Source organism: Myroides odoratimimus (genome assembly GCF_004337635.1).
Classification (GTDB): Bacteria; Bacteroidota; Bacteroidia; order Flavobacteriales; family Flavobacteriaceae; genus Flavobacterium; species Flavobacterium odoratimimum.
Genome location: NZ_CP037427.1, coordinates 1,764,036 through 1,790,556, shown reverse-complemented (window position 1 = coordinate 1,790,556; position 26,521 = coordinate 1,764,036). Strand labels below are relative to the sequence as shown.

The window sequence follows — 26,521 nt, the reverse complement described above, 5'->3', positions numbered from 1 at the left end:
ACGTCCCATGATAGTATATCATGGGACGTTCTTTATTTACTTACTTTGGAGTATGACATAATCAAGTAGCTCTCCTATTATAATCACTAATACTGAGAATGTGAGCATCCCTAGAACATAAGCAAAGAAAGCTTTCAAATAACTCTTTATACGTTTCACTTCAAAGAACTGACCTATTCCCCAAGTACAATAGAGCACTCCTACCACTCCTGCAATAGCCATTAAATTAACCTTTACTATCCCTTGTATTATAGCAAATACAGAAAATATCAACATAGACATTCCTGTCACAAAGCACAATAAAATTAATATCTCAAATAAATTAAAAGAGTGTTTTTTAAATAACACCTTAGCCCATACCGCTATAAACACTCCTATAATTATATTCATATACCCTGAATGAGTGTCTCCCCATAGAAATATACTATCTGCCACTCCTCCACCTCCTGAATGATGGTAAGAAACAAAACTCTCTATGTGAAAATAATGAGCAATAAGGGAATAAATAAGAGAAGCTATAATAATGAATATAATAGGCTTTACTAATTTACTTCTATCCTCAGTAATATACTTCTGAACTGTAATACCTGGTTTTAGCAATAGTTCTTTTATAGTATAGAATATACCCTTCTCAACGTGTAAAACGTGGCTTATCTCATGCAAAACATAGTGACTATCTATTCTCTTTAGCTTAATTGATTCTCCACAATCAGGACAATATCCTGTTGATAAATCTGTATGAGACGTTTTACAACTCATGATTTTCTGTATATTAAGTTCAGTTATTTTATATAGTCACTACATAGTGACTAAGGAAACAAATATAATAAAATCACTTAATTCTCAAATACAAAAAAAGCCTTCAAAGAGATCTCTTTTGAAGGCTTTTGCACTTGTATATTAAAAATTTACATCTATGAAGACATCATTAAACTTTAGCGAACTGTACTTCAGCGAATAACTTAATATCCTCACCTACTAACACTCCACCTGTTTCTAAACCAGCATTCCAAGTCAGTCCAAACTCTTTACGGTTAATCTTAGATTCTAAAGACAGTCCTATCTTAGTATTTCCCCATGGGTCTACTAGTACTCCACTATATTCCGCATTAAATGCCACCTCTTTTGTCTCTCCTTTTATCGTTAGCATACCAGTCACTACATAGTAGTTATCTGTTTTCTTCTGAATAGAAGTAGAAGTAAACACGATATCTTGATAAAGTTCTGTTTCGAAGAAATCTGCACTTTTTAGGTGAGTATCTCTATCTGCATTATTTGTATCTATAGAAGCTACCTTAGCTGTAAATGATATTTCTGAAGTTTCGAATGTTGCATCTACATTCTTAATTGTTGATGTGAAGTCATTAAACTTACCTGATACATTCGTAAACATCATGTGTTTTACTTTAAATCCTATTTCAGAATGTGTAGGGTCGATATTCCAAACTGTATTTGTCATAATAATTCTATTTTTTAAGGTTATAACCACTGTCTTATCAGTAGCGTTTTGTATGAGACAAATGTATAACCATATACACCCTCATACACTTAACCTAAATTAAGAACGTATATAACTACATTTATTCTTCCTCGAACTGATCTTCTACAGATTGAAATATTTTATCTAATAATCGAGGGATTTGGATATGTTCTCCTGCTTCTAGACGAGAGACTACTAAGCTAATCGGAAAAATAACGACCTCTGTATCCTTATACTGTAAGGCGTACTCATAACCTAGGTCACCTTCTACACCTACCCATTCAAAATCGATATAATAATAACGAAGTAACGCCCCGAATAACAATCCTAACTTACCTAGATATTCTTTATCCTTTAGATCAAAGCACTGCTCATCGAATAACCACTGAAGTATGTCCAACGCCTTACCAGAATCAAATACGGATTTTAACTCATATTGATTGGCTCCTAAGAGCGTACTTACACTAGACTCTATAAACTCGAGCTCTTCAGGAGTCAAGGCTTGACTACTATGATCTTCGTTAAGGACTATTCCTACATATTCTATCATCTGTACTGCCTCTTCTAGATAGTCTCTTGCTAACTCAGAATTTACATCTGACTGACTGATGAATAACTGTAGCTCAAAGCGTACATTGTTATACAATACAGAATACTCATAGATATGTAGATCTTCTAGCTCTAGCTCTGTCATATAATAGAACTTATCTCCTACTTCCTTTACCTCCTCTTCTATATGACTCGCTTCAGTAGTAAAGTCTTCTAACACCTGCTCGAAGTCAAAGTCCTCTCCTCCTACTGTCCTTATATCATACACAGAGATATAAGGTAGATAGCTCACTCCGTCTTTAGTCAAGATAAATCCTCCATAATCTGCTAACTCTACATCATACTCATCAGGTATTACCAATACTAACTTCTCTACTCCTAAATCTATATATTGCATACGCTTTACTTATTATCCTTAGATAAATATACCTTTTTTATTGTAGTCACAAAAGTTATATTATCATCTTATAAAAAAAGCTAACCATTACGTTAGCTTGTCTATTTTAGTCTTCTTCTTTCAGTATTTTATAGCCGTTAGGGTACAGCATATTCACTATCCCCTTAAACACCTGATCAGGTACCTGCTGAGCATTACTGCTATAAGCGATAGATACTTCATCATCGGGATTATATACTAGCATCGTATGCGTCCCTAGTGTGTCTCCACCATGCCCGTAAAAACTTACATTATCATAAACTAAATGCATTATACCTCTACCAAATTTACCTTCTATCTTTTGGGGCAACATTGATTCTAACGAGGCTGATGTAATTACTTTACCATGAAATAAATTATAAATAAAGATATTCAACTCTTTAGTCGTCGTGGTCAAATCTCCCACCCCTATAATATTCATCGGGTTGATGTCTATCATTTCTGCCCATTGTCCGTGTTTGAATTGATATGGTTTATGTACATAGATAGGCATCAATTTAGCAGAATATGTACTTTCTAACCTCAATGGATTCACGATATACTGATTGACTAATAAATGATAAGGTTTATCAGTCACCTCTTCTATTATTTTAGTCAATAGATAATAAGCCGAATTAGAATATGCTCGATCTGTATCAGGAGTGAACTTCACTCCTTGTTCTTTAATCAAGTTTAATATCTCCTGTTCTGTCACTTTCTCTGTCACCCACACTTCTCCATTTTTGACTACATAGCTCCCTAGTCCACTACTGTGATCTAGCAGATTCTTAATCGTGATACGATCAGCATTGGGCATATCTGGATAGAAGTCAGATAACTTAGTGGTCAACTCTAATTTGCCCTCTTCGATTAACTTAAATATAATCACAGCAGTATAAAGCTTAGTCACCGATCCTAGCTGATACATCTTATTCTCATCAGACGAGGTATCGGGTAAATTCTCTTGTCCAAAGTTTTTATGATAGACTTCTACTCCCTTTTTAAAAATAGAGAGACTGCCTGCTTCTGTATTATTCTTAGACAATTCGTTTAAATAATGATCTAACTTATATCCTTGTATTTCTTGTCCAAATACAACAGAAGATAACATCATCACAAATAATAGTATCTTGGTGTTCATCCTAATCGTTTTAATGTATTATCATTAATTAGTAGCTATCACACTACGACTGTTACAGTTATATATAAGTCAAAAGAAAGTCAATCTCTTGATGACTATTCTTATTAATAATTATACTCTAGTCGGGTGTACCCTTTATCACGCTCTATACCAATCTCTATATGCTGTACCACTTCCTCCATTAAGGCTATAACATTGATCTCTACCTCATCTTCAATTCGCTTAGTAATCATCGAAATCGGAAAACATTGCAAGGCGTAGTCTTGATACTGTAACGCCAACTCTCTACCATACTGATCATGTACTACTATCCAATGAAAATCACTGTACTGATACTGAAAACAAGCTCCGAACAAGATACCTAGTGCCTGATGATATTCATAATCATTCACGGCATACTCTCTTAGATTCAGTATCTCCTGTAACTTCGTTATAGCGTCACCACTCTCGTGATAAGCCTGAAGGTCTTCTGACGCTATCCCTAATACTTTAGCCGACGCTGTCTCTAGATGTACTAGGTCATCATACTTAGGTTCTAGTAATGGAAACTGTAGAGAAGATAGACTATCTATACTTCTGATCATCTCCTCTATCTCTTCTAGATAGACAGCTACCTCATCACTCCCTCTATCCTCCTTATTTATAATCAATGATGCTATGACAATATCATCACCATACATCACCTCGAATATGTGCATATACAGCTCCTCCTGATCTTCATTATCATAAGAGAAATAACTTTTTCCTTTATACGTCACTGCCTCTGTATTCCTCTGATGAGCTTTATCCTTAAAATCTTGTAATAGGGCTTTCTGTGTCACTCCCTCAGCTCTCGTAAAAGAGATAACACTAAATCTAATCAGAGGCTCGTCATCATGCTCGCCTCTGTATAGTATCACAGTACTATCCCCATCATTACAACTATAATAATGACTCGGCCCTTTTATAATGGTCTGTCCACTTCCTATTTCGAATACCTTCATTATTTCTCTTTTATTTATCTCAAAGATATTATTTAGTCCATTACTATAACGTGATAATATCATTAAATTATACATATTACCTTGCCCTCATTTGGTTATTTTGGTTACTTATGACCATGCTTTATCTAGCTTATTACCATTCTTAAGTCAATGAAATTCAATATTTATACAAATGTTATTCGGATACAGTTTTGCTATCCTTCGGTAAAAAGGTGTTTTTCCGAGCAAAACCAATGCTTTACCCAAATACTACCCGAACGATTCTAGTAAAAACCAAAACAAACAACTATATATCAACCAATTAACACAAATCATATTCTCCATACAAGGGCAATAACTCCATGATCATTCATTATCTCCACTAGAGGGCATTATAGGTCAATAATTTCTATTGCATAGACATAAAAAAAGCTACTTCGTATAGAAGTAGCTCCTTGATATATAAATATTGATAAGATATTACATCTGTTGGAACAAGTCCCAGATTACGATTCCTGCACTTACAGAGATATTTAAAGAATGCTTCGTACCTAGCTGTGGAATCTCGATCACTCCATCACTTAAGTTTACCACCTCTTGATTAACTCCTTTTACCTCATTACCGAATACTAATGCGTATTTCGCTCCTTCTGTCACCTTAAAGTCATTTAGCATCACGCTATTCTCTACTTGCTCTACAGACTGTACAGATACACCACTCTCTTTTAATGACTTCACTACTTCTACTACATCCTTAGCATATTCCCACTCTACAGTTTCGGTAGCCCCTAGAGCTGTTTTGTGTATTTCTTTATTTGGAGGGGTAGCGGTGATACCACATAGATATACTTTCTCAACTAAAAAAGCATCGCACGTTCTGAATACAGACCCAATATTATGTAAACTTCTTACATCATCTAAAACTACAATAATAGGTGTTTTCTCAGAAGCTTTAAACTCTTCTACATTTTTACGATCCAATTCGCTATTGGCTAATTTACGCATGACTTAAAAATTTTAGCAAAAATACTATTTATCAAATGGATTACTCTCATCTAGGTTTTATTTTTAACTAATTATACCTTAATCAATATTATTACACACAATAAAAAAGCAATATTATTACACACAATAAAAAAGCAATATTATTACACACAATAAAAAAGCAATAGTATTCAAATATAACACACTCGATATTACACTTTTAAAACAAAGATTGCACCAAGTAGTGCTCCCTTTCTTCCTATACAATAGCTAACTTTGTTATAAACCAACAAAGCCACACCACCATGACTAAAAAACTACTCAATCAGCTGGCTCTGCTCACCATACTAAACAATATTGTCTTTGTGGTGATATATCAAGGGTCCCTTATTGCTGACTTTGCTCAGAGCCCTCAATACATACATTTGGTCGAATTGGCATGGATACTATGTCTAACAGGACTCATTATCTTCCCTACGATTATCTGTACGTTATTAGAATCTAAACAAATCAGTGTTCAAAAATTCCCAATATTAGCTATTGCTCTATCCTTTATCTCTGTTATATTTTTTGCATTTGCTAGTATTCCATAATTTTCAGCTTGATATAGACCTAAAACGACATACGTCTTCTTTACCTGTTTTTTTACTATTTTTTAACACTATTTCATTCTTTTTAGCTATATAAAAAACAGAAATAAGATATTATTGCAATATCAAATGAGAGTTCCTACCTTTGCATACTCAAAAAAAATCTATGGTAAGAACTCTCATAACTAGAATTATAACATCCCCAGTCATTATCTATACAACCAGATGCTTTATCGGGTTTTACATCGGATACCTACTATTCTTAAAATATCCGAACTATGAAATCCTGTGGACTTTAATCTCGATTATGCTAGTTATCTCACCAGAAGGTCAGAATTCTAAAAAGCTATCTGTAGAACGATTTAAGTCAAATCTAGTGGGGTCTGCTGTTGGTTTAGTTTGTTTAGAGATTCATCCTAGCCCTGATTTCTACATTAGTTTATTAGGTGTATTTCTAACGATCATGACCTGTTATCTATTCAAGATATTAAATATGGCTCGCGTAGCCTTAGTAGCTCTTATCATTATCCTTGTACAGCCGCATACTGCTAGCTCAGTAGAGGCTACTCCGCTGTTTAGATGCTTAGCAGTGACCTTAGGGTGTGTGATAGGTCTGACGATAACAGTACTTACCTCTATGATCATACGCAGACTAAAAAGGTATTATGGAATACCACTCTCTTAGAAGTTCATTAAGCAAATAGCGTTTGTAAAATGTATCTGTTATATTTGTAATTTGAAACACAAAACTACATTATGACTGCTAAAGCGAAAGCACCTAAGGAAACTCCATTAATGAAACAATACAACGATATAAAAGCCAAGTATCCTGATGCTTGTCTATTATTTCGCGTAGGAGATTTTTACGAGACATTCGGTGAAGACGCTGTCAGAGCATCTAAAATATTGGGCATTACATTAACCAAACGAAGTGCAGGTACAGCTAGTGAAACAGAATTAGCAGGTTTTCCTCATCACTCGATTAATGTTTACCTACCTAAGTTAGTCAAAGCTGGACTAAGAGTAGCTATCTGTGACCAGCTAGAAGACCCTAAAACAACTAAAACTATTGTCAAAAGAGGCGTTACTGAGTTAGTAACACCTGGTGTTGCCTTAAACGATGAAGTGTTACATTCTAAATCTAACAACTTCTTATGTGCAATACACTTTGCTAAAAAGACAATCGGTATATCATTCTTAGATGTTTCTACAGGAGAGTTTTTGACCACTGAAGGAGATCAAGATTATATAGATAAACTACTACAGAACTTTGCCCCTAGTGAGATTCTAGTACAGAAGAGTAATAAGACACACTTCTTACAGAACTACGGGACTACTTATAATCTATTCTTACTAGATGACTGGGTATTCAAGACTGACTTTGCATTTGAGTCTTTGACTACTCATTTTAAAACTAATTCCCTAAAAGGTTTTGGGGTAGAAGATTTAGTAGAAGGGACGATAGCCTGTGGAGCGATACTATATTACCTATCAGAGACACAGCACACTAGACTAGAGCATATCTCTAATATACAGCGTATCGCTGAAGATGCGTATGTGTGGATGGATCGTTTTACGATCAGAAACTTAGAGCTATACAACAGTGCTAACCTGAATGCGATAACGCTATTAGACGTGATAGATAAGACCTTATCTCCTATGGGAGGTCGTCTACTGAAGCGTTGGCTAGCGTTACCACTTAAGGATACCAAGAAGATTACGGATAGACATAATATCGTAGAGATACTAAAAGAGAACAGTGAACTCCTAACACTCTTCCAAACCCAAATAAAGAAGATATCTGACTTAGAACGATTAATCTCTAAGATCGCTACTGGTAAGGTATCTCCTAGAGAGCTAATCTATCTGAACGATTCTCTAGATGCTATTATTCCGATCAAGGAGACTGCCCAAAAAAGTAGTAATGATTCTCTAAAACAAATGGGAAATAAGCTACATGGATGCGAGCTACTTAGAGAAAAGATCAGAGGTACCATCAGTGAGGATGCTCCTGTAGCGATAGCAAAAGGAAATGCAATAGCAGAGGGTGTACACCCAGAGTTAGACGAACTGCGCAAGATCTCTACTTCTGGTAAAGAACTGCTAGAGGCTATGGAGATCAGAGAGAGTGAGAAGATAGGTATTCCATCGCTTAAAATATCGTTTAACAACGTATTCGGGTACTATATAGAGGTTCGTAATACGCATAAAAACAAAGTGCCTGCAGAGTGGATTAGAAAGCAGACGCTAGTGAATGCAGAACGTTATATCACGGAGGAGTTAAAAGAATACGAAACCAAGATACTAGGTGCAGAAGAGAAAATCTATAAGCTAGAGAACGAATTGTTTGAACAGTTCGTAGCTTGGTGTGCTCAATATATCAAACCTGTACAGCTAAATGCTAATCTTATCGCACAGCTAGACTGTCTGAGCTCTTTCGCTCAACAGGCTCTTGAGAATAACTATGTAAGACCACTGATAGATGACTCTTATGAACTAGATATAAAAGATGGTCGTCACCCTGTAATCGAGAAACAACTAGCGTATGACACACCTTATATCACGAATGATGTCTATCTAAACAATAAGGAACAACAAATCATCATGATCACTGGACCTAATATGTCTGGTAAGTCTGCTATTCTTAGACAGACAGCACTTATTGTATTGTTAGCTCAGATGGGAAGTTTCGTTCCAGCTAGAGAAGTACGTATGGGGCCAGTAGATAAGATATTCACACGTGTGGGAGCATCAGATAACATCTCTATGGGAGAATCAACTTTCATGGTGGAGATGAACGAGACAGCCTCTATCTTAAATAATATCTCTGATAGAAGCTTAGTCCTATTAGACGAGATCGGACGAGGTACGAGTACCTACGATGGTATCTCTATAGCCTGGGCTATCGCAGAGTACCTACATCAGCATCCAGGTAAGCCTAAGACATTATTCGCTACTCACTATCACGAGCTCAATGATATGTCTCAGAACTTCGACGGAATAAAGAACTATAACGTCTCTGTCAAAGAACTTAAAGACAATGTGCTATTTTTGAGAAAACTAGTTCCTGGTGGTAGTGCACACAGTTTCGGTATTCATGTGGCGAAGATGGCAGGTATGCCTACTACAGTTCTAAAACGCGCTGAAAAGATGCTAAAACAACTAGAAAAAGGACATGCTAAAGATCAACAACCACTGAAAGCAGTAGAAAATGATCTACAGCTAAGTTTCTTTAATCTAGATGATCCTCTATTAGAAGAATTAAAAGAAGATATCCTTGCTATAGATGTCAATAATATCACGCCAATAGAAGCGATTATGAAGATAAATGAATTAAAGAAAAAACTAAAATAATATAAAGAAGGAAGCTCGAATGAGCTTCCTTTCTCTTTTTTGGTAAAAACCTTTGTAAAAAGGCATGAACACAGACTTTGTAAATCAAGGAGTTAAAAAATATCTTTGTTTTTTAGCTACTTTTTATTTGGATAAACAAAAAAACGTTCTATATTTGCACTCGCAATACAGAAGTAAAGCGAAGTTCTTAAAAAACATTATGCGAAAATAGCTCAGTTGGTAGAGCGCAACCTTGCCAAGGTTGAGGTCGCGGGTTCGAACCCCGTTTTTCGCTCTATATCACGCTCGAGTGGTGGAAGTGGTAGACACGCTGGACTTAAAATCCAGTGGGTAGTAATGCCCGTGCGGGTTCAAGTCCCGCCTCGAGTACATAATCCCAAGTTAACGCTTGGGATTTTTTTTTGCCCCTTTAGAAATGTCATCCCCTTAGATATTTCTACAAAAAGTAAATTTCTTTAATTTTGTTTCTTAATTGATATGAGTGCATTCGTAATTAGTTTAAAAGATAACGGAAAGTATAAGTACACTTTTGAACACAGAAGAGGTAAAACATTAATGACAAGTGTAGAGTATCCTAGTGTAGAAGCTATTCATTCTACTATATCGTTCCTTAGAACCAACTATGATTCTCTAAACTTCATTAAGTTTAAAACCCCATCAGGTAAGTCTTACTTCAGACTCGCAATAGACAAAAAGATCTATGCCAACAGTAGAAGATTTAATACCGAACTAAGATTCGAAAAGGCAATGGAGGAGATTAAGTCAAACTTTGCTAACGCTGAAATACTAGATTTATCTCTAGATATCTTTGGAAATTTTCCTTCAGAAGATATATTTGACGCAGAGTAAGTATAATCTAGTTATTATAAAAAACTGATTTACAAGACTCCATAGAATAGTTTTAAAAAAACTAAAAAAGTCTTTTTATTTAATGGAAAAACATTCTATATTTGCCATCGCAATCACGAAAAAACGTGTGCAGTCAATGCCAATTGAGCTCGAGTGGTGGAAGTGGTAGACACGCTGGACTTAAAATCCAGTGGGTAGTAATGCCCGTGCGGGTTCAAGTCCCGCCTCGAGTACAGAGAATCCCAAGTTAACGCTTGGGATTTTTTTTGTTATTAAAGTTATATTTATCAACTAGATCAGGATCAGTGACAAAAGTTGGGGACTAGGCAAAAAGTGGATCAGTGACAAAAGTTGGGGACTAGGCAAAAAGTCTAGTTAATCTAAAAAGAAAAAACTTCTTATCCCTAACACCTCTATACATCATACGGAAGTATTTAATTTTGGCATTAAATGATTCCGCAGAAGCATTTGTACTTCTATTAATAAAGTAATTGATGATTTCGTTATAGTGTACATTAAAAGTCTTTAAAACAATACTAAAGTGTTTGAGTGAAGCTTTTTCAATATCATTAAACCAATGAGCAAGCTTAGTCATAGCTATTTCTTTATCTATTTGTAGATTATATATCTGTCTAAGGTTATTAGCAAGTAGATAGGCTTGTTTAATCTCTGGGTATAATTCAAATAGTATCTTAGCTCTTTCTTGTTGGTCAGATGTCCAATTAATTTGGTTTTTATAAAGTAGAGAACGTGAGCGAACTAAAAGTTGCTTCTTAGTATCTCCATTACTAAGTATTTCAGGATTATATATAGTGCCTTGTTCCTTAGCCTTTAAAACAGCAGTGTTCTCAGCGTCAAGCTCAGCCCATCTATATTTTATTCTAATATCTTGTACAGCTTCACTTACAAGCTTTTGTACATGAAAACGATCAATTACTTGCACAGCTTTAGGGAAGCACTTCTTAGCTATCTGTTTCATAGCCCCTGCCATATCTAAAGTAATCTCGGTAACTTTATCTCTAAGTTTTTTAGGTAGTTTAGATAGATGCTTTATTACAGTATCTGATTTTGTTCCTTTAACTATCGCTACAATGGTCTTTTTCTGACCTTTACCTGCTTTAGAAGTCAGTATAGTGTACAATTCTCCCATAGATAAACATACTTCATCTATGGACAGTTGTTCAGTTATATTTTCTGGGTAGAGTAGCCAGTCTTGTGCATGTTCTTGTTGATCCCATTGTTTGAAACCACTAGTTTTATGTTTGTATTGGCGTTGAAACTTCTCTCCTTTAACCCCAAATAATTCACCAATAGCCTTACAGCTAAGTACTTTAGTATCGGCCAATTTTTTTTAAGAACTCCGAAAACTCTGTAGTCATTCGTGTTCCTTCTGCGATGATATTCCAATCACGTGATATAATTTCTCCTGTTTGTTTATCTGTCCAACGACGACGTTGTACGTGTAGTTTAACTGATTTACCTCGTAATGGGAAGTCTTCAATAGTAATCATACTATGGAAACCTTTAGAAATAAGCTGTCTTTCAGTACATTGATTTGCGTAATCATTCTTCTCTTCAAAGTAGATATGTAGTTTTGTTTCTAATTCTTCTATTTTGGTAATATTGAAGTGTTCTACTAAGTAAGTAGGTAAGATTAGTTTTAGTATTTCTTGGCTATCCATCATAGCACAAAGATATTATTTTACACTTTCCTCCCCAACTTTTAACGTTGATTCCAAAAAGTCTAGTTAATCTAAAAAGGAAAAACTTCTTATCTCTAACACCTCTATACATCATACGGAAGTATTTAATTTTGGCATTAAATGATTCCGCAGAAGCATTTGTACTTCTATTAATAAAGTAATTGATGATTTCGTTATAGTGTACATTAAACGTCTTTAAAACAGTACTAAAGTGTTTGAGTGAAGCTTTTTCAATATCATTAAACCAATGAGCTAGCTTAGTCATAGCTATTTCTTTATCTATTTGTAGATTATATATCTGTCTAAGGTTATTAGCAAGTAGATAGGCTTGTTTAATCTCTGGGTATAATTCAAATAGTATCTTAGCTCTTTCTTGTTGGTCAGATGTCCAATTAATTTGGTTTTTATAAAGTAGAGAACGTGAGCGAACTAAAAGTTGCTTCTTAGTATCTCCATTACTAAGTATTTCAGGATTATATATAATGCCTTCTTCCTTAGCCTTTAAAACAGCAGTGTTCTCAGCGTCAAGCTCAGCCCATCTATATTTTATTCTAATATCTTGTACAGCTTCACTTACAAGCTTTTGTACATGAAAACGATCAATTACTTGCACAGCTTTAGGGAAGCACTTCTTAGCTATCTGTTTCATAGCCCCTGCCATATCTAAAGTAATCTCGGTAACTTTATCTCTAAGTTTTTTAGGTAGTTTAGATAGATGCTTTATTACAGTATCTGATTTTGTTCCTTTAACTATCGCTACAATGGTCTTTTTCTGACCTTTACCTGCTTTAGAAGTCAGTATAGTGTACAATTCTCCCATAGATAAACATACTTCATCTATGGAGAGTTGTTCAGTTATATTTTCTGGGTAGAGTAGCCAGTCTTGTGCATGTTCTTGTTGATCCCATTGTTTGAAACCACTAGTTTTATGTTTGTATTGGCGTTGAAACTTTTCACCTTTAACTCCAAATAATTCACCAATAGCCTTACAGCTAAGTACTTTAGTATCGGCCAATTTTTTTTAAGAACTCCGAGAACTCTGTAGTCATTCGTGTTCCTTCTGCGATGATATTCCAATCACGTGATATAATTTCTCCTGTTTGTTTATCTGTCCAACGACGACGTTGTACGTGTAGTTTAACTGATTTACCTCGTAACGGGAAGTCTTCAATAGTAATCATACTATGGAAACCTTTAGAAATAAGCTGTCTTTCAGCACATTGATTTCCGTAATCATTCTTCTCTTCAAAGTAGATATGTAGTTTGGTCTCTAATTCTTCTATTTTGGTAATATTGAAGTGTTCTACTAAGTAAGTAGGTAAGATTAGTTTTAGTATTTCTTGGCTATCCATCATAGCACAAAGATATTATTTTACACTTTCCTCCCCAACTTTTAACGTTGATCCCTAGATCATCTTATAACCTCCCTTCTACTAGCATCAATCTAAAAGTTGTTACTCTGCTTATGTGAAATATAGCCCAAGTAATATTTTTAATGAAAAAGAAAAAATTGTAGACATCATTTCAAATCAAACTAGTCATTCAAGTTGCGAAAAGGCATTAGCAAAATACATATATTAAAAACTCATTAAACTTACAGTAAATGAGTTAGAAGAATGGAAAAACAAAGTAGAATAATTTTCAGTAAAAAACACTCTATTTTTCTTGCACACTAAAAAACAATACTCTATTTTTGCACTCGCAATACAGAAATAGTATCGCAGTCTACAGAAGACGCTCGAGTGGTGGAAGTGGTAGACACGCTGGACTTAAAATCCAGTGGGTAGTAATGCCCGTGCGGGTTCAAGTCCCGCCTCGAGTACAGAGAATCCCAAGCTAACGCTTGGGATTTTTTATTTTATATACCCTGATCTCAATATCGACATCCGATAGAAAACGCAATACTACAATAGTATTGATTTCATAGAGCGAACACTCTTTCGCCTTACTAATTCCAATACATCAGTAATCATGATTAGAATTCAATTTCTGTTTATTAAATTATTTTCAAAAAGAACACTTAATAACCATCTATTAATCAACAAATAAGAATATTTTAATCTTTTTTATTTATAAAAACATCTTTTATTAGTTGTATAGTAAAAAATAATATTCTACATTTGCACTCGCAATACAGAAGTAGTATTGCAGTCTACAGAAGACGCTCGAGTGGTGGAAGTGGTAGACACGCTGGACTTAAAATCCAGTGGGTAGTAATGCCCGTGCGGGTTCAAGTCCCGCCTCGAGTACAAAAAAATCCTAAGTTAACGCTTAGGATTTTTTTTTTGACCATAACTAAAAAGCAGAAGAGTACTAGACGACTCTCCTACTTTTTTGAAAAAAAATATAAAACTAAAAGGGTGAAACACTTTTTGATTTTAAGTAAACCCATGTTTTACTTAAATAAGGCGTGAAGAGTACTAAGATTATAATCACTAATAAAAGTAAACTAAGTATCTCGAAATAATCCATTGCATACCTCAACTCTATTTGTTTGCTAAGATCAGATAACATTATCTTTTCACTTGCTTTCTCAGCTATAGAACTGGGCATACCTCTACTTTTTAACTTCATAGTATTCTGAGTAAGCTTAGTCTCTAGTATAGGATTAGCTATATTTAAATAATCTGAGAAACGACTTAAATGACGATTAGAACTGTACAAACTATAATAATTCATAATCGCTATACTACATGTATAACCAAAGTAGCGTACACCTAAACATACAGCTGCTGCAGAAGCACTAAGTGATACAGGTACTGAAGTAACACAATAAACTATAATAGGCACCATTAACACTCCTACTCCTAAACCTTGACAAAACAAAAGAAGATAATAATCATCTGGATTAGCACTAGGGGCAAACTGCATATACATCCCCACGTGAAACAAAAACAGCGCAATAAATCCTAGACTCCATATAAAGCGCATAGGGCGACGATTAATCAACCAAACACATGCAAGTATCACTCCTGTCACAAGTCCTATTAGATTAAAGCTATTTAGATAAGAAAGGTGTCTCGGGTCTAAATGAAGTGAGTTAATAAAATGTGTATTTGTAATCCCTGATGCAAAACGACAGATATAAAGAATAAACAATAAGAATAACCCTATCTTAAAGTTGCGGTACTTCCATACATGCCAATTAATATAAGGTCTCTTCAGATGCTTTTGTCTCCATACAAAGAAGAATAAGGTAATCAAGATCGTCAATCCTATTAAACGAATATCGCGATCAGCAAACCAATAATACTGTTGCCCATAAATAGTAAGATATCCGAACAGTACTACCACTACAGCAAATAACACAAAGCTCTCCCAATCTAAGCTATACAATGGCAACTTACGCTGGAGACGTACAAAGCGCATAGTCAGCATAATTAATATTAACCCTGGTATAAAAGAAAAAGAAGCTATCTTATACAAAAAGGAATAATCGTACTGATCAACTAAATCTGAAGTAATTAATTGATTAAAGGGTGTTGCACAAATCAAAATACCGTAGAAGCACGAGAAGCTAATCTCCCTAGCTTTAGAACTATCTAAACGGACATATAATGTAGAAATAGATAGATTAACTGTACTAGCAAATAACATTCCTTGTAAAAAGCGAACAGGAAAAACAATGCATAGCGCTTGTACATTATACAGTACTATACAGCCTACTATCTGTAATACATTAAATAGAATAAAGTATTCTTTAGTCGCTAAATACGTAAAGAAACGTCGTTCTAAACTATAAAAAGAGACAAAACCTGCATACAATAGAGATACAGAAAACTGAATGTCTCGTGGATCACATCCAAAGTATCCTGCAGCTGCTGTAGCATTAGCAGCTGGCAGAAAAAACAAGACAATACTCGGCATTAAAAGTACAAAAAGAATGACGTGTATCATCCACTCTGGAATCCAATCAACGAATAACTGAGACGCTTCGTTATTTTGCATTAGATTGTTTTTTAGCTATAAAAACATTGACATTCATCCCCGCTTTTAATAATTCTTCCGAATCAGCAGGTGATATTATTTCTATACGTACAGGAATACGCTGTACAATCTTTACAAAGTTACCTGTGGCATTATCTGGTGGTAATAAAGAAAAACTAGAACCTGTAGCTGGGGCTATAGAAATAACCTTTCCTATAAACTGCCTATCAGGATAGGCATCTGCGACTACCTCTACCTGATGCCCTATCTGTATATTGCGTATTTGTGTTTCTTTAAAATTAGCAATAATCCACTTCGGTGTTTCGTCATTAACGATATAGGTAAGCACCTGCCCTACAGAAATCATCTGACCTAAGTCTATGCTCCTCTTCCCCATTCTCCCTCTATAAGGTGCGGTGATAACGGTATAACCTACAGTCAGATTCTTATACTTCTCAAGTTCTTGTAATCGAGTAATCTCTTTTAATAAAACTTGTTTCTGTGCTTCAATATCTGCTATACTAGCTGTAGCAGCTCGAGCGTGCTCTACACTAGTATTATAATCACTCTGTCCTATATTTAATTGTGCCTGCTTCTCCTCTAGCATTTGTGCAGTAGCTGCATCTTCTTCATAGAGTTTCTTATATCGCTGATAATCCAACTCCTGTTGATGATATTTAGATTCTCTCCCTTGGATTTGGCTCTTTGCAGCAGCAGCAGTTTGAGACAATGTATATTGTCGCGCATCTAATTCCTTTATCAATGCATACTGTTTCGCTATCTCAGCAGAAGTAGTCGCTTGATCATAAGTGTACTCTCGATTATCTACCACTAATAGTGTATCTCCTTTATTCACTATTTGATTCTCCTCAAAGCGCACTTCTGTTAAGAATCCTCCTACTCTAGAAATAACAGGATTAATATACTCTTGTACTTGAGCATCATTGGTTTGTTCATATTTCCAATACATCCATAGTGTGTGAATTCCCCAAAGACTTCCTATCAAAATAATAATAGAAGCTAGATAGCGCGTAATACGTGTGATTAGGCGATCTGTAATTTTAATACGAGTTTTAATATCCATTATAATAAGCCTTTAGCGAATTGAAGAGTATAGTATTTATAAATGCTGTCTAACTTGGCAGCTTCTAGTTCAAATTGTGTTTGTAAATGTTGTACATCAGCATCTAATAAATCTGTAAGCAAAGAAATTTTATTAAAATAAGTACTCTTAGTAATACGTGCATTCTCTGCCGCATATTCTTTATTCTTTGTACACACCTCTATCTGTACCAATGATTCTTGATATCTTAAATATGCCTGTTGTACCTCTTCTTTTATTTGATCTTGTACATATTGATGTTGTAACTCCTCTTTCTCATGTTCTAAAGCACGACTGCGAACCTTGTGTACATTCTGATATAAATTAGAAATAGGAAATGATACCTGTACTCCAATAGTCCCTAAACTGTACCAACTAGGATTATACGGATACAAGAATATCTGTGGATTAGCCATAGTGAAGTTTCCTATTAAGCCAATACTAGGTTTAGTATTAGCTTTCACCTTTTTCTGTTCGATTTCACTTAATACCAAGCTCTCCTCTGACAGCAGGTGTTTAAACCCATGTTCTAAGGCAATATCTAAAGCCTCATCATAAGATTCTAAGAATAACTCTTCATTGAAGGAATCTTGTGGTTTAATAAAATCTGTATCCTTACGCCCTGTCAATATAACCAGCTTTTGGTTTTCTATAGAGAGATCATTTTGGAGTTGTACTAAGGTCATTTCTCTCTTCGAGATTTCCATAGTCGCACGAAGAACATCACTTTTTAACACTACTCCATTCTTATATAAATGTTCTATTTCGATTAACTGCTCTTTATGTTCGGCAATATCTTGTGTAATCACTTTTTTAAAACGAGTTAGCTTCGCTAAAGCCAAATAACTCTTGATTGCCTCTAACCGAACTTCTGATTTAGTCATATCTGCCTCGATATTCGCTTTAGCTTCTAAAGTTTTTCGCTCTTCTATTTCTAGATTTTGTCTATTGCCACTATATAGATTTAAGTACATAGACACTCCTGTATTATAGAGCGTATGTATCACATCATGTTGTTCAGGTTTATTAAATATTCCGTTTGTATAAACAGGGATATTACTTGCCTTTTCTGCTTTACCGAAGGCATTAAACACAGGGTATCTACTGATGCGTGCATCATCCGTATTCTCTTTTCTAATCTGTAGTTCTTTGGCTTGAATCAAGCTTCTTTTACTACCAAGATCTGTTTGTTCCCAAATCTCTTGAATACTGAGTTGTATTGTATCCTTGTTGGAAATTGATAGAGTAGTACTCTGACAATACCCCATAGTAACACAGCTGGTGAGTACAGCTAATAAGTGGAAATCCCCAAGTTTCATACGTTGTTTTTAAAATCGGACAAAAGTAAAATGAGTACGATATATCTTGTATTTCTTAAATAGTCATTTTTTTATTCAAAACAGACAAAATCATTATATACTTTTGCGCTCATTAAAAAGAAACACTACAATGAAGATCATCGATTCCTTAGAGTTTATCGATAGTATAGAAGAAGGCGTATTTATCAATCATGAGAAATCGACAAAAAGATATCCTTTACATCAACATCAAAAAGGACAACTCACATATGTAGAAGGAGGGATAACTTATGTGACTGTAGACAATGTCACTTATGTTGTACCAGCGAAGTACTTCTTTTGGATCCCTGAGGGAGTACCACATATATTGAGATTAAGTAACTCTGCTACTGTTCTTCACTCCTTGTATTTTTATATCTCTGATGATGATAAAGATCCTTTTTATACTACACTAGGGATATATGCCGCTTCAGATCTATTAATAGAGATGATAGCTTATACGGTGTGTTGGCATGATAAGATGGTCAATCAAGACACGCCTAATTTTGTTTTTCTACAAGCTTTAAAAAATATTCTACCCACTTTTATCAATAAGAATATACAGTTACAACTTCCATTTAGTGATAATCCACGCATTACTAAGATAACAGACTATCTAGACAGTAGTTTTGGACTTCCATTAACATTGACTGATATCAGTAACAAGTTTAATATGAGTGAACGCTCTGTATCACGCCTCTTCCAAGCTGAATTACAAATCTCCTTCTTACAATACTTAAAAGCATTGCGTATCGTGAAAGCCATAGAACTACTGATGAAGACTGAGCACTCTGTCAGCGAAATAGCCAATACAGTAGGATATGTTACGCTAGGAGCATTTAGCAATGCGTTCTGTGAGTTTACAGGAACACGTCCATTAGAGATGAGAAAGAATAAATAGTGATTCTACTATACTGTGTTTTTACTTACTTTAGAGTATTCAATCCTTATGAATAGGTTAAAGCAGAAATAAAAATTAAATTCTTTAAATAAATACACACGTTTTAATTTCGTTGTTAATGAATAGGAAAAGAGCGTTTCGCTTGCACTTCTTAGGGGATTGCTAGCACATTCCTAGGGGTTTCCTTACCTAGAAGGTGCTTTTGTCGAAGGAATGTGCAAGAACCCCTCAAGCAATCCCCTAGCAGATCAAAACAAAACTATCTTTAACTCATCAATAAACACTGATCAGAAATAGAATTTTAAGTACTTTATTTTAAATTCGGTAATGAGAGATTTTATTATTCCGTTGTTTAAAATACTTTTATTTCACTTCTTCTGTACTTACAAAAAGCTAATTATTAATCAAACTTAGGTGATTATGTATCGGAATAATCGGAATCTACAATAAAAAGAGGTTAGACAGTCTTTAGTGATGTCTAACCTCTTTTTTATTTACACTTAGAGTAGATGTATTTATTTAGATGATATTGCGTGATTGGTCTTAAAGACTTACCAGAGATAGGATGTACCCCTGTTCCTGGGTTATTAAAATAATCATGTTTTCCCTCTCCAGTCTTGACAAACCATACCTTCGGTTTTCCTTTCCTAAAAAACTCGGTATCACAATCAACACTTATTTGTTTAAAATTCTTCAGTATGCTTTTATCATAAGGGACAGGCTCATTACTTACCCCTGCAAAACTCTTTATTGTAGCCTCACCACAGTCATAAGCCACATATCTATCTCCTTCCCACTTCATACATTGATCATTTGATAACATACTACTCACTAAACTACCAACACCTAATAAGCCTATTATAATCACTGTGAAAATTACTAGATTGCGCTTAAATTTATTCTTCGGTGTAGTAGTAGGCAGAGATTCTGCAAATGATTGAACAGGTGGTATATTATCTTCAATAGTTTTCTCTTCTACTGCTTCTCTTTTCTCTTCAACAATAATTGAATCAGCTTGATTATCAGCTACACTCCCCTCTTCTATCTCTACACTACTTTTTCTAAACTTACCATACGGTCTAGGTTCATAATCATACATTAAGGCCACCATTTCTAGTACAGCATGGTTCTTAGATGTATCAGTTTTTTTGCCTAAAAAACTCTGAATAGGTTTAAACCATCCTAGTTCAAATCTATTAATACTATTAACAATATCATTTAGCTCTGTGCTATCACCTCTAAAAAAATCTTTAAGAATTATTTTATCGTCAGGAGATAAATCTTCTCTACACAGTCCAATACAATAATTTCTCAATTGTGCAGGTGATGGAGATAACAGAACTGTGTACTGAGGTAAATCTTGAACTTTATTAATATGTTTTTTTAAACTATCTGTATAGTCATTAATCGTTAGTAAGGTCATAATTATAATTCAATGTAAAACGGAATTATCAGAATCATCGGAATCATCAGATTTACAACACATTGCACTCTAAAAGTCGCCTTTCCTTTGCTGTGTCGAAAATCAGATACGTGTTGTGATGTTTCAAAAGTACGAAACATTTATATGGGTTGTTTACTCGTGATACTAAAATAACAAGGAAGCCATTTTATGTCACTTAAACAACTCGCTTCCCTCAGCATGTATTACTGCTTTTCGCATCTAACTTAATAATTAAACAAGATGAAAAAAACAGTAAAAGTAGCAATGCTATTAGGCGTAATCACATTATCAATGGTAAGCTGTGATAAAGATGACAACCAACTTCAAATGAAGAAAGAGGTTAAAGTGAATGGAATGGATCAGGAGATGGAAAAAGATGATTGGGGCGTTCCACCTATTAAACCACCTGTAAGAAAAATAATGAATAATATAAACGACCAAGAAATAGAAAAAGATGATTGGGGCGTTCCACCTATTAAGCCACCTGTAAGAAAAACAATGAATAATATAAACGACCAAGAAATAGAAAAAGATGATTGGGGCGTTCCACCTATTAAACCACCTGTAAGAAAATAATAAATAATATAACTATTTAATAAATTATGAACTGAAAAATAAACAATTATAATATATTATAAAACAGTAATGATTTTACCAAGTTTAGAGAATAACTTTTATTCTCTAAACTTTATTTTTAAAACATAGTTTATACTATATGATTAGCACCAATTTATGATACATCAGTAAAAGTAGTAATACTATTGGATACAAGCATATTGATGAAGATGATAATCAACTTCAGATGAAGAAAGAGGTTAAAACGAAAGGGATGAATGAACAAGAATGTATTGATTGGAGAAGTACACCAATTAAAAGACTAAAATAATACCATAAGCATCAAATAAAAACTATAAATTCGAAGAATGAAAAGAACTTTACTCACTTCTTATTCCTCGAATTTTTTATGGATAATAATTTTATCCTTTTTAGTATGCTCTTGTAATAAGAGTGATGATACTAAAGTGATTGATTTAAAGAAATTAGACAGTGCATATCACTATCAGCAAAAAGCTGATAGCCTTTATCACTTAAATCAACTAGACAGCGCTTTTAATAATTATTTAAAATCAAATCAGTTATTTAAACATCTTGCTAAAACAGAAAGTATTACTTATAATAATTTAAGGATCTCAACTATATACTTGATAGCAGGGGATCCCAATAGTGCTCAAGAAATACTTGTTAATGAAATTTCCCAAACTAATAATATATCTCCTACTTTTAAAAACTATATATATTCAATTTTAGCAACCTGCTACTCAGAGCTAATTGATTATGATTTATCCAATAAATATGCTTATAAGTCACTTAGAATTTCCAATATATCAGTTGAAGCCAAAGCTATAATAAATAACAATATAGCTTCTAATTATATTAGTTTAAAAGAATACACTAAAGCAATTGATATTTTACAAGACATTCTTTCTTCTAATGTATTTAAAGAAATGCCTCTAGAACAAGCAAGATGTTTGAACAACTTAGGAAAAGCCCTTTACTTACAAGACAAATCACAAGGATTAAAAGAATTAGAAGAAGCCTTAGCTATAAGACTAAACGATATCAATCAAAATGACATCTATAGAAGCTATATCAACCTAGCAGAATATTATACCTTAAATAAAGATTATCACTCTGCACATGACTATGCCTTAAAGGCTTATGAAATCACTACAACTAATAAAAATAAAAAAGACAAACTACAAGCACTTGAATACCTCATCAAGTCAAGTACAGACAGTCCCTCTAAGTATTATGCAGATTATATAGACCTTTCTAAAGAAATCGCTACGGAGACTCAACAAGCGAAGAATCAATTCGCTAAAATACGTTATGACTTTGAACAACATGAACAAGAGAACATTAAGCTAAAACTTGATTTACAACACAGTGAACTAGTATCTGCTAGAAGTAAAAATGCTCTTTATGTGAGTCTTCTTTGTTTATTGGCAGGTGGAGTGATTACATCTTTTATTTACAGAAGAATAAAACATCGTCATAGACTAGATAAGATTCAACAGTCTTACTTAACAGAAACTAAAATTGCTAAAAAGATACATGACGAATTAGCGAATGATGTATTCAATGCATTAACGTATACACAGAACTTTAATCTTCAAACTCCAGAAACAAAGAATCATTTACTATCTGATCTGGAGTCTATCTATAAAAAAGCAAGAAATATTTCTCTGCAACATAGCTCTATTGCAACGGATGAAACCTTTGTTACCCATTTGACTAATTTATTCAATGAATACACTACTGCTAACTGCCAGATTATCATCTCAGGGCTTGACAACTTTGATTTTTCTTTACTTGATAAGAATCAAAAGATAACCATCTATCGAGTAATACAAGAATTATTAGTCAATATGAAGAAACATAGTATGGCTACTATAGTAGTGTTCAAATTCAGTGAAGATAAAAAACACTTTAAAATATTCTATTCTGATAACGGTGTAGGAATCATACAGGAGGATATTAAATCAAAAAATGGGCTTTCAAATGTGGAAAACCGTATTACTAATATTGGAGGAACATTTATATTTGATTCAACTAATAAACTGGGTGTAAAGTATAATATCCAATTACCGAAAAAAAATTATGTTTAAAAAGATATTAGTTGTCGAGGATTATGATAGTATCAATATTGGTATTGTACAAGCCCTAAGTGACAACATTCCGCAGGTCGAAGTATACAGTACTAAATACTGTGATGATGCTTGGCTAAAAATTCAAGGTGCTAAGAACAATAACTCACCGTTTGATTTAATCATCTCTGACTTGTCTTTTCAAGAAGACTATAGAGAAACTAAACTAAAGGGAGGAGCAGACTTAATCAAATTAATACGTGAACAAGATGACAATCTTAAAATCATTGTCTATTCTATAGAAAACAGATTTATAGAAGTAAGTGAATTAATAGATGATTTAAAAGTCAATGCTTATATCAGCAAAGGGAGAAATAGTATTAAAGAACTACTAGCGGCTATCACCTATATCCAACAAGAGGAAAAACCTTATCTATCACCAGATATCAAGGATGTAAAAGATAATCCTGTCACACTAGTACTTCAAGAGGAAGATTTAACTATTCTCCGTCTACTAGCAGAAGGGTACTCTCAAAGTGAAATGAGCCATAAGTTTAAAGAAGATAATTTATCGATAGCAAGTACAAGTAGTATCGAAAAGAGAATAAGCCGTTTAAGAGTTTCTTTTAATGCTAAAAACACAACACACCTTATTGGTATTGTAAAAGATATGGGAATCATTTAAACCCGGACTCTCCTCCATTAGCTAAATACTACAGTAAACTCTAATACTCATCAATCATTTTGACATAAATATTCACTAAATGAGGTTTTCCGTAAAACACTGTCATTTTTAGCCAGTACTTTTACCTTCCATAAATCATGCTGTATTATGCAAAAATATGTTTATCTATTAGTTATCTCTTTCTTTCTTCTTTTTTCTGGTTGTAATGAAGGGCGATATACAGTAATGGAGCCTACAGAAGAAGATAAAGCTTACCAAGTAGAAATAGACTCTATATTGACTATTTACAGTCAACATGCTTCTATCTACTCAGAAATATACCCGAAAGCGCTATATGGTAATAAAGAGGCCTTAAAAAGATACTCTGATCTCATGTTAGATATTAATGTATTAGATAATAAATTAAATCTATTAATTAATCAGAACAGAATAACATCCAACCAACTTAAGAAATATATGAAATTGAGAAAACAATTTACTCAATAAAAAAAAGCAGGAAGATCTTTCCTGCTTTTTTATTATGATGCAACTTCTAATCGTTGCAATAAGTTTTTATTTAATGCCTGAGCCGTGTAGTCTTTATCTACATTTAACTCTTTTACTCCATCTTGGCTAGGTAACTCGTACATAGCGTCTGTTAGAATAGCTTCACATAACGATCTCAATCCTCTAGCACCTAACTTATACTCTAGTGCTTTATCCACAATATAATCTAATGCCTCATCAGTAATAGAGAACTTAATACCATCCATTTCGAATAGCTTTTCATATTGTTTTATTAGAGCATTTTTAGGTTCCGTAAGAATTGCACGCAATGTCGTCTTATCTAATGGATCCATATGCGTTAATACAGGCAACCTTCCAATAATCTCAGGGATTAATCCATAGTCCTTAATATCCTTTGGAATAATATACTGCATTAGGTTAGTACGATCTACTTGATCTCCTTCTACTGTAGACTTATATCCTACAGCTTGCATATTTAATCGTTTAGAAATAAGTCTTTCAATTCCGTCAAAAGCTCCTCCTGCTACGAAAAGAATATTCTTTGTGTTTACTTCAATAAACTTCTGATCTGGATGCTTTCTTCCTCCTTTAGGTGGTACATTTACTATACTTCCTTCTAGAAGCTTTAATAAAGCCTGCTGAACTCCTTCTCCTGATACATCACGTGTTATAGATGGGTTATCACTCTTACGCGCGATTTTATCTATCTCATCTATAAAGATGATACCACGTTCTGCTTTTTCTACATCGTAATCTGCAGCTTGTAAAAGTTTAGTAAGAATACCTTCTACGTCTTCTCCTACATAACCAGCCTCTGTTAATACTGTCGCATCTACAATAGCTAATGGTACGTTCAACATTCTAGCAATTGTTTTTGCTACTAATGTTTTACCTGTACCTGTCTGTCCCACCATCAAGATATTACTCTTTTCGATTTCGATATCTTGATCATCGCCATTCATTTCTTGTAGAAGACGTTTATAGTGATTATAAACAGCTACAGACATTACTTTCTTAGTTTGATCTTGTCCTATGACATACTCATCTAAGAACGCTCTTATTTCCATTGGTTTCTTAAGTAATAAATCACTTGACAAATCACTTAAATGTTTTGACTGTTGTTCTTCTAATACTATACCATAAGCTTGCTCTACACAACGGTCACAAATATGAGCATCTATACCAGCAATTAGAATATTTGTATCAGATTTAGCACGCCCACAGAATGAACATGACATTTCTTCTTTAGCCATAAATTATTTTCTAATTAAAACCTCATCAATCATTCCATATTCTTTAGCCTCTTGTGCAATCATCCAGTAGTCACGATCACTATCATGATGTACTTTCTCCATAGATTGTCCAGAGTGCTTAGAGATGATTTCGTATAATTCATCTTTTAATTTTAATATCTCACGAGCTGTAATTTCGATATCAGAAGCTTGTCCTTGTGCTCCTCCTAATGGTTGGTGAATCATCACTCGTGAATGTGGTAATGCAGAACGTTTTCCTGCAGCTCCAGCACATAATAACACAGCTCCCATTGATGCTGCCATACCTGTACAAATCGTTGCTACATCAGGTTTGATTAACTGCATTGTATCATAGATACCTAATCCAGCATAAACACCTCCTCCAGGAGAGTTCACATAGATACTAATGTCTTTCTCGTTATCTACACTTTCTAAGAATAATAACTGCGCCTGTATAATATTCGCTACATAATCATCAATAGCTGTTCCCATAAAGATGATTCTATCCATCATTAAACGTGAGAACACATCCATAGAAGCAACGTTCATCTGTCTTTCTTCTATAATGTAAGGAGTCATACTACTAACGATTTTATCGTAGTACATACTATTTATTCCTTGGTGCTTTGTAGCAAATTTTTGAAACTCTTTACCAAAATCCATATTCTTCTTCAATTTATTTTAAATACT

At 34.1% G+C, this 26,521-nt stretch carries 25 protein-coding genes and 5 tRNA genes; 14 read left to right on the top strand and 16 right to left on the bottom strand.

Annotated elements, in window-relative coordinates:
- Nucleotides 1-36: 36 nt before the first annotated feature.
- The 6 genes from E0Z07_RS08230 to E0Z07_RS08205 form a co-directional block, all read right to left on the bottom strand.
- The gene (locus E0Z07_RS08230) at nucleotides 37-759 is read right to left on the bottom strand and encodes a DUF3667 domain-containing protein (RefSeq protein WP_016650190.1); all 723 of its coding nucleotides are present in this window, start codon (nucleotides 757-759) and stop codon (nucleotides 37-39) included.
- A 169-nt stretch (nucleotides 760-928) separates the two neighbouring features.
- On the bottom strand, nucleotides 929-1,459 hold the full coding sequence (locus E0Z07_RS08225; RefSeq protein WP_016650189.1) for a YceI family protein: 531 nt from the start codon (nucleotides 1,457-1,459) through the stop codon (nucleotides 929-931).
- Between the two features lie 121 nt (nucleotides 1,460-1,580).
- A complete protein-coding gene (locus tag E0Z07_RS08220) occupies nucleotides 1,581-2,426 on the bottom strand; it encodes a DUF3806 domain-containing protein (protein WP_016650188.1) in 846 nt (281 codons plus the stop codon).
- Nucleotides 2,427-2,532: 106 nt separating this feature from the next.
- Nucleotides 2,533-3,585, bottom strand: coding sequence for a serine hydrolase domain-containing protein (locus E0Z07_RS08215; RefSeq protein WP_131540556.1), 1,053 nt, complete (start codon nucleotides 3,583-3,585; stop codon nucleotides 2,533-2,535).
- A 104-nt stretch (nucleotides 3,586-3,689) separates the two neighbouring features.
- Complete coding sequence (locus E0Z07_RS08210; protein WP_006257294.1) at nucleotides 3,690-4,631, bottom strand: DUF3806 domain-containing protein; 942 nt, start codon at nucleotides 4,629-4,631, stop codon at nucleotides 3,690-3,692.
- A gap of 396 nt (nucleotides 4,632-5,027) precedes the next feature.
- Nucleotides 5,028-5,552, bottom strand: a complete 525-nt coding sequence (locus E0Z07_RS08205; protein WP_006257295.1) for an RNA methyltransferase — start codon at nucleotides 5,550-5,552, stop codon at nucleotides 5,028-5,030.
- Nucleotides 5,553-5,965: 413 nt separating this feature from the next.
- On the opposite strand from E0Z07_RS08205, the gene E0Z07_RS18240 reads away from it, so the two are divergent.
- From E0Z07_RS18240 to E0Z07_RS08170, 7 genes are all read left to right on the top strand, one after another.
- A complete protein-coding gene (locus E0Z07_RS18240; protein ID WP_225602625.1) occupies nucleotides 5,966-6,124 on the top strand; it encodes a hypothetical protein in 159 nt (52 codons plus the stop codon).
- Nucleotides 6,125-6,287: 163 nt separating this feature from the next.
- Nucleotides 6,288-6,806, top strand: a complete 519-nt coding sequence (locus tag E0Z07_RS08195; RefSeq protein WP_006257297.1) for an FUSC family protein — start codon at nucleotides 6,288-6,290, stop codon at nucleotides 6,804-6,806.
- A 71-nt stretch (nucleotides 6,807-6,877) separates the two neighbouring features.
- Nucleotides 6,878-9,475, top strand: coding sequence for a DNA mismatch repair protein MutS (mutS, locus tag E0Z07_RS08190; protein ID WP_131540555.1), 2,598 nt, complete (start codon nucleotides 6,878-6,880; stop codon nucleotides 9,473-9,475).
- Between the two features lie 201 nt (nucleotides 9,476-9,676).
- Nucleotides 9,677-9,749, top strand: a tRNA-Gly gene (locus E0Z07_RS08185).
- A gap of 9 nt (nucleotides 9,750-9,758) precedes the next feature.
- A tRNA-Leu gene (locus E0Z07_RS08180) sits at nucleotides 9,759-9,844 on the top strand.
- A 108-nt stretch (nucleotides 9,845-9,952) separates the two neighbouring features.
- Nucleotides 9,953-10,324, top strand: a complete 372-nt coding sequence (locus E0Z07_RS08175; protein WP_006257300.1) for a hypothetical protein — start codon at nucleotides 9,953-9,955, stop codon at nucleotides 10,322-10,324.
- 147 nt (nucleotides 10,325-10,471) lie between these two features.
- Nucleotides 10,472-10,557, top strand: a tRNA-Leu gene (locus tag E0Z07_RS08170).
- 125 nt (nucleotides 10,558-10,682) lie between these two features.
- On the opposite strand, the gene E0Z07_RS08165 is transcribed toward E0Z07_RS08170, so the two are convergent.
- From E0Z07_RS08165 to E0Z07_RS08150, 4 genes are read right to left on the bottom strand one after another with little or no spacing between them, the layout of a single operon-like run.
- Nucleotides 10,683-11,669 (bottom strand): ISAon1 family transposase, encoded by a 987-nt coding sequence (locus E0Z07_RS08165; protein WP_039328390.1) that lies wholly within the window; start codon nucleotides 11,667-11,669, stop codon nucleotides 10,683-10,685.
- Nucleotides 11,656-12,009 carry an ISAon1 family transposase N-terminal region protein gene (locus E0Z07_RS08160; RefSeq protein WP_006258407.1) on the bottom strand — a complete coding sequence of 118 codons (354 nt, stop codon included), beginning with the start codon at nucleotides 12,007-12,009 and terminating at the stop codon, nucleotides 11,656-11,658. Before E0Z07_RS08160 ends, E0Z07_RS08165 begins: the two co-directional genes overlap by 14 nt.
- On the bottom strand, nucleotides 11,999-13,042 hold the full coding sequence (locus E0Z07_RS08155; RefSeq protein ID WP_233446023.1) for an ISAon1 family transposase: 1,044 nt from the start codon (nucleotides 13,040-13,042) through the stop codon (nucleotides 11,999-12,001). The genes E0Z07_RS08160 and E0Z07_RS08155 overlap by 11 nt, the downstream gene beginning before the upstream one ends.
- Nucleotides 13,029-13,382, bottom strand: a complete 354-nt coding sequence (locus E0Z07_RS08150; protein ID WP_039328386.1) for an ISAon1 family transposase N-terminal region protein — start codon at nucleotides 13,380-13,382, stop codon at nucleotides 13,029-13,031. Before E0Z07_RS08150 ends, E0Z07_RS08155 begins: the two co-directional genes overlap by 14 nt.
- Nucleotides 13,383-13,763: 381 nt before the next feature.
- Between E0Z07_RS08150 and E0Z07_RS08140 the strand changes: the two genes are divergently transcribed.
- Nucleotides 13,764-13,849: transfer RNA gene (locus tag E0Z07_RS08140), tRNA-Leu, on the top strand.
- Nucleotides 13,850-14,190: 341 nt separating this feature from the next.
- Nucleotides 14,191-14,276, top strand: a tRNA-Leu gene (locus E0Z07_RS08135).
- Nucleotides 14,277-14,379: 103 nt separating this feature from the next.
- Here the strand turns inward: E0Z07_RS08135 and E0Z07_RS08130 are convergent.
- Genes E0Z07_RS08130 through E0Z07_RS08120 form a run of 3 tightly spaced genes read right to left on the bottom strand, consistent with a single transcriptional unit; the run spans nucleotide 14,380 to nucleotide 18,375 of the window.
- The gene (locus tag E0Z07_RS08130) at nucleotides 14,380-15,975 is read right to left on the bottom strand and encodes an efflux MFS transporter permease (protein WP_006257301.1); all 1,596 of its coding nucleotides are present in this window, start codon (nucleotides 15,973-15,975) and stop codon (nucleotides 14,380-14,382) included.
- Entirely contained in the window at nucleotides 15,965-17,038 is a 1,074-nt protein-coding gene (locus E0Z07_RS08125) for an HlyD family secretion protein (RefSeq protein ID WP_006257304.1), read from the bottom strand. The genes E0Z07_RS08130 and E0Z07_RS08125 overlap by 11 nt, the downstream gene beginning before the upstream one ends.
- Nucleotides 17,038-18,375 (bottom strand): TolC family protein, encoded by a 1,338-nt coding sequence (locus tag E0Z07_RS08120; RefSeq protein WP_006257306.1) that lies wholly within the window; start codon nucleotides 18,373-18,375, stop codon nucleotides 17,038-17,040. Before E0Z07_RS08120 ends, E0Z07_RS08125 begins: the two co-directional genes overlap by 1 nt.
- A gap of 130 nt (nucleotides 18,376-18,505) precedes the next feature.
- On the opposite strand from E0Z07_RS08120, the gene E0Z07_RS08115 reads away from it, so the two are divergent.
- Complete coding sequence (locus tag E0Z07_RS08115; RefSeq protein WP_006257307.1) at nucleotides 18,506-19,294, top strand: helix-turn-helix domain-containing protein; 789 nt, start codon at nucleotides 18,506-18,508, stop codon at nucleotides 19,292-19,294.
- Nucleotides 19,295-19,784: 490 nt separating this feature from the next.
- On the opposite strand, the gene E0Z07_RS08110 is transcribed toward E0Z07_RS08115, so the two are convergent.
- Nucleotides 19,785-20,717 carry a hypothetical protein gene (locus tag E0Z07_RS08110; RefSeq protein WP_006257308.1) on the bottom strand — a complete coding sequence of 311 codons (933 nt, stop codon included), beginning with the start codon at nucleotides 20,715-20,717 and terminating at the stop codon, nucleotides 19,785-19,787.
- Between the two features lie 261 nt (nucleotides 20,718-20,978).
- Between E0Z07_RS08110 and E0Z07_RS08105 the strand changes: the two genes are divergently transcribed.
- The 4 genes from E0Z07_RS08105 (at nucleotide 20,979) to E0Z07_RS08090 (ending at nucleotide 24,557) form a co-directional block, all read left to right on the top strand.
- On the top strand, nucleotides 20,979-21,314 hold the full coding sequence (locus E0Z07_RS08105) for a hypothetical protein (protein ID WP_006257309.1): 336 nt from the start codon (nucleotides 20,979-20,981) through the stop codon (nucleotides 21,312-21,314).
- Nucleotides 21,315-21,661: 347 nt separating this feature from the next.
- Nucleotides 21,662-23,407 carry a tetratricopeptide repeat-containing sensor histidine kinase gene (locus E0Z07_RS08100; protein WP_006257310.1) on the top strand — a complete coding sequence of 582 codons (1,746 nt, stop codon included), beginning with the start codon at nucleotides 21,662-21,664 and terminating at the stop codon, nucleotides 23,405-23,407.
- Nucleotides 23,400-24,071, top strand: a complete 672-nt coding sequence (locus E0Z07_RS08095) for a response regulator (protein WP_006257311.1) — start codon at nucleotides 23,400-23,402, stop codon at nucleotides 24,069-24,071. The genes E0Z07_RS08100 and E0Z07_RS08095 overlap by 8 nt, the downstream gene beginning before the upstream one ends.
- A gap of 147 nt (nucleotides 24,072-24,218) precedes the next feature.
- Entirely contained in the window at nucleotides 24,219-24,557 is a 339-nt protein-coding gene (locus E0Z07_RS08090; RefSeq protein ID WP_006260559.1) for a hypothetical protein, read from the top strand.
- A 32-nt stretch (nucleotides 24,558-24,589) separates the two neighbouring features.
- Here the strand turns inward: E0Z07_RS08090 and clpX are convergent, their stop codons facing one another.
- Both clpX and clpP read right to left on the bottom strand, forming a co-directional pair.
- Entirely contained in the window at nucleotides 24,590-25,831 is a 1,242-nt protein-coding gene (gene clpX / locus E0Z07_RS08085; RefSeq protein WP_006257314.1) for an ATP-dependent Clp protease ATP-binding subunit ClpX, read from the bottom strand.
- A gap of 3 nt (nucleotides 25,832-25,834) precedes the next feature.
- Nucleotides 25,835-26,494 carry an ATP-dependent Clp endopeptidase proteolytic subunit ClpP gene (clpP, locus tag E0Z07_RS08080; protein ID WP_006257315.1) on the bottom strand — a complete coding sequence of 220 codons (660 nt, stop codon included), beginning with the start codon at nucleotides 26,492-26,494 and terminating at the stop codon, nucleotides 25,835-25,837.
- Nucleotides 26,495-26,521 lie beyond the last annotated feature (27 nt).

What these genes read in the sequence shown, in the direction of transcription:
- E0Z07_RS08230 (WP_016650190.1), bottom strand. Translation starts at nt 759, where the DNA reads ATGAGTTGTAAAACGTCTCATACAGATTTATCAACAGGATATTGTCCT.
- E0Z07_RS08225 (WP_016650189.1), bottom strand. Translation starts at nt 1,459, where the DNA reads ATGACAAATACAGTTTGGAATATCGACCCTACACATTCTGAAATAGGA.
- E0Z07_RS08220 (WP_016650188.1), bottom strand. Translation starts at nt 2,426, where the DNA reads ATGCAATATATAGATTTAGGAGTAGAGAAGTTAGTATTGGTAATACCT.
- E0Z07_RS08215 (WP_131540556.1), bottom strand. Translation starts at nt 3,585, where the DNA reads ATGAACACCAAGATACTATTATTTGTGATGATGTTATCTTCTGTTGTA.
- E0Z07_RS08210 (WP_006257294.1), bottom strand. Translation starts at nt 4,631, where the DNA reads ATGATATTATCACGTTATAGTAATGGACTAAATAATATCTTTGAGATA.
- E0Z07_RS08205 (WP_006257295.1), bottom strand. Translation starts at nt 5,552, where the DNA reads ATGCGTAAATTAGCCAATAGCGAATTGGATCGTAAAAATGTAGAAGAG.
- E0Z07_RS08195 (WP_006257297.1), top strand. Translation starts at nt 6,288, where the DNA reads ATGGTAAGAACTCTCATAACTAGAATTATAACATCCCCAGTCATTATC.
- mutS (WP_131540555.1), top strand. Translation starts at nt 6,878, where the DNA reads ATGACTGCTAAAGCGAAAGCACCTAAGGAAACTCCATTAATGAAACAA.
- E0Z07_RS08175 (WP_006257300.1), top strand. Translation starts at nt 9,953, where the DNA reads ATGAGTGCATTCGTAATTAGTTTAAAAGATAACGGAAAGTATAAGTAC.
- E0Z07_RS08160 (WP_006258407.1), bottom strand. Translation starts at nt 12,009, where the DNA reads ATGATGGATAGCCAAGAAATACTAAAACTAATCTTACCTACTTACTTA.
- E0Z07_RS08150 (WP_039328386.1), bottom strand. Translation starts at nt 13,382, where the DNA reads ATGATGGATAGCCAAGAAATACTAAAACTAATCTTACCTACTTACTTA.
- E0Z07_RS08130 (WP_006257301.1), bottom strand. Translation starts at nt 15,975, where the DNA reads ATGCAAAATAACGAAGCGTCTCAGTTATTCGTTGATTGGATTCCAGAG.
- E0Z07_RS08125 (WP_006257304.1), bottom strand. Translation starts at nt 17,038, where the DNA reads ATGGATATTAAAACTCGTATTAAAATTACAGATCGCCTAATCACACGT.
- E0Z07_RS08120 (WP_006257306.1), bottom strand. Translation starts at nt 18,375, where the DNA reads ATGAAACTTGGGGATTTCCACTTATTAGCTGTACTCACCAGCTGTGTT.
- E0Z07_RS08115 (WP_006257307.1), top strand. Translation starts at nt 18,506, where the DNA reads ATGAAGATCATCGATTCCTTAGAGTTTATCGATAGTATAGAAGAAGGC.
- E0Z07_RS08110 (WP_006257308.1), bottom strand. Translation starts at nt 20,717, where the DNA reads ATGACCTTACTAACGATTAATGACTATACAGATAGTTTAAAAAAACAT.
- E0Z07_RS08105 (WP_006257309.1), top strand. Translation starts at nt 20,979, where the DNA reads ATGAAAAAAACAGTAAAAGTAGCAATGCTATTAGGCGTAATCACATTA.
- E0Z07_RS08100 (WP_006257310.1), top strand. Translation starts at nt 21,662, where the DNA reads ATGAAAAGAACTTTACTCACTTCTTATTCCTCGAATTTTTTATGGATA.
- E0Z07_RS08095 (WP_006257311.1), top strand. Translation starts at nt 23,400, where the DNA reads ATGTTTAAAAAGATATTAGTTGTCGAGGATTATGATAGTATCAATATT.
- E0Z07_RS08090 (WP_006260559.1), top strand. Translation starts at nt 24,219, where the DNA reads ATGCAAAAATATGTTTATCTATTAGTTATCTCTTTCTTTCTTCTTTTT.
- clpX (WP_006257314.1), bottom strand. Translation starts at nt 25,831, where the DNA reads ATGGCTAAAGAAGAAATGTCATGTTCATTCTGTGGGCGTGCTAAATCT.
- clpP (WP_006257315.1), bottom strand. Translation starts at nt 26,494, where the DNA reads ATGGATTTTGGTAAAGAGTTTCAAAAATTTGCTACAAAGCACCAAGGA.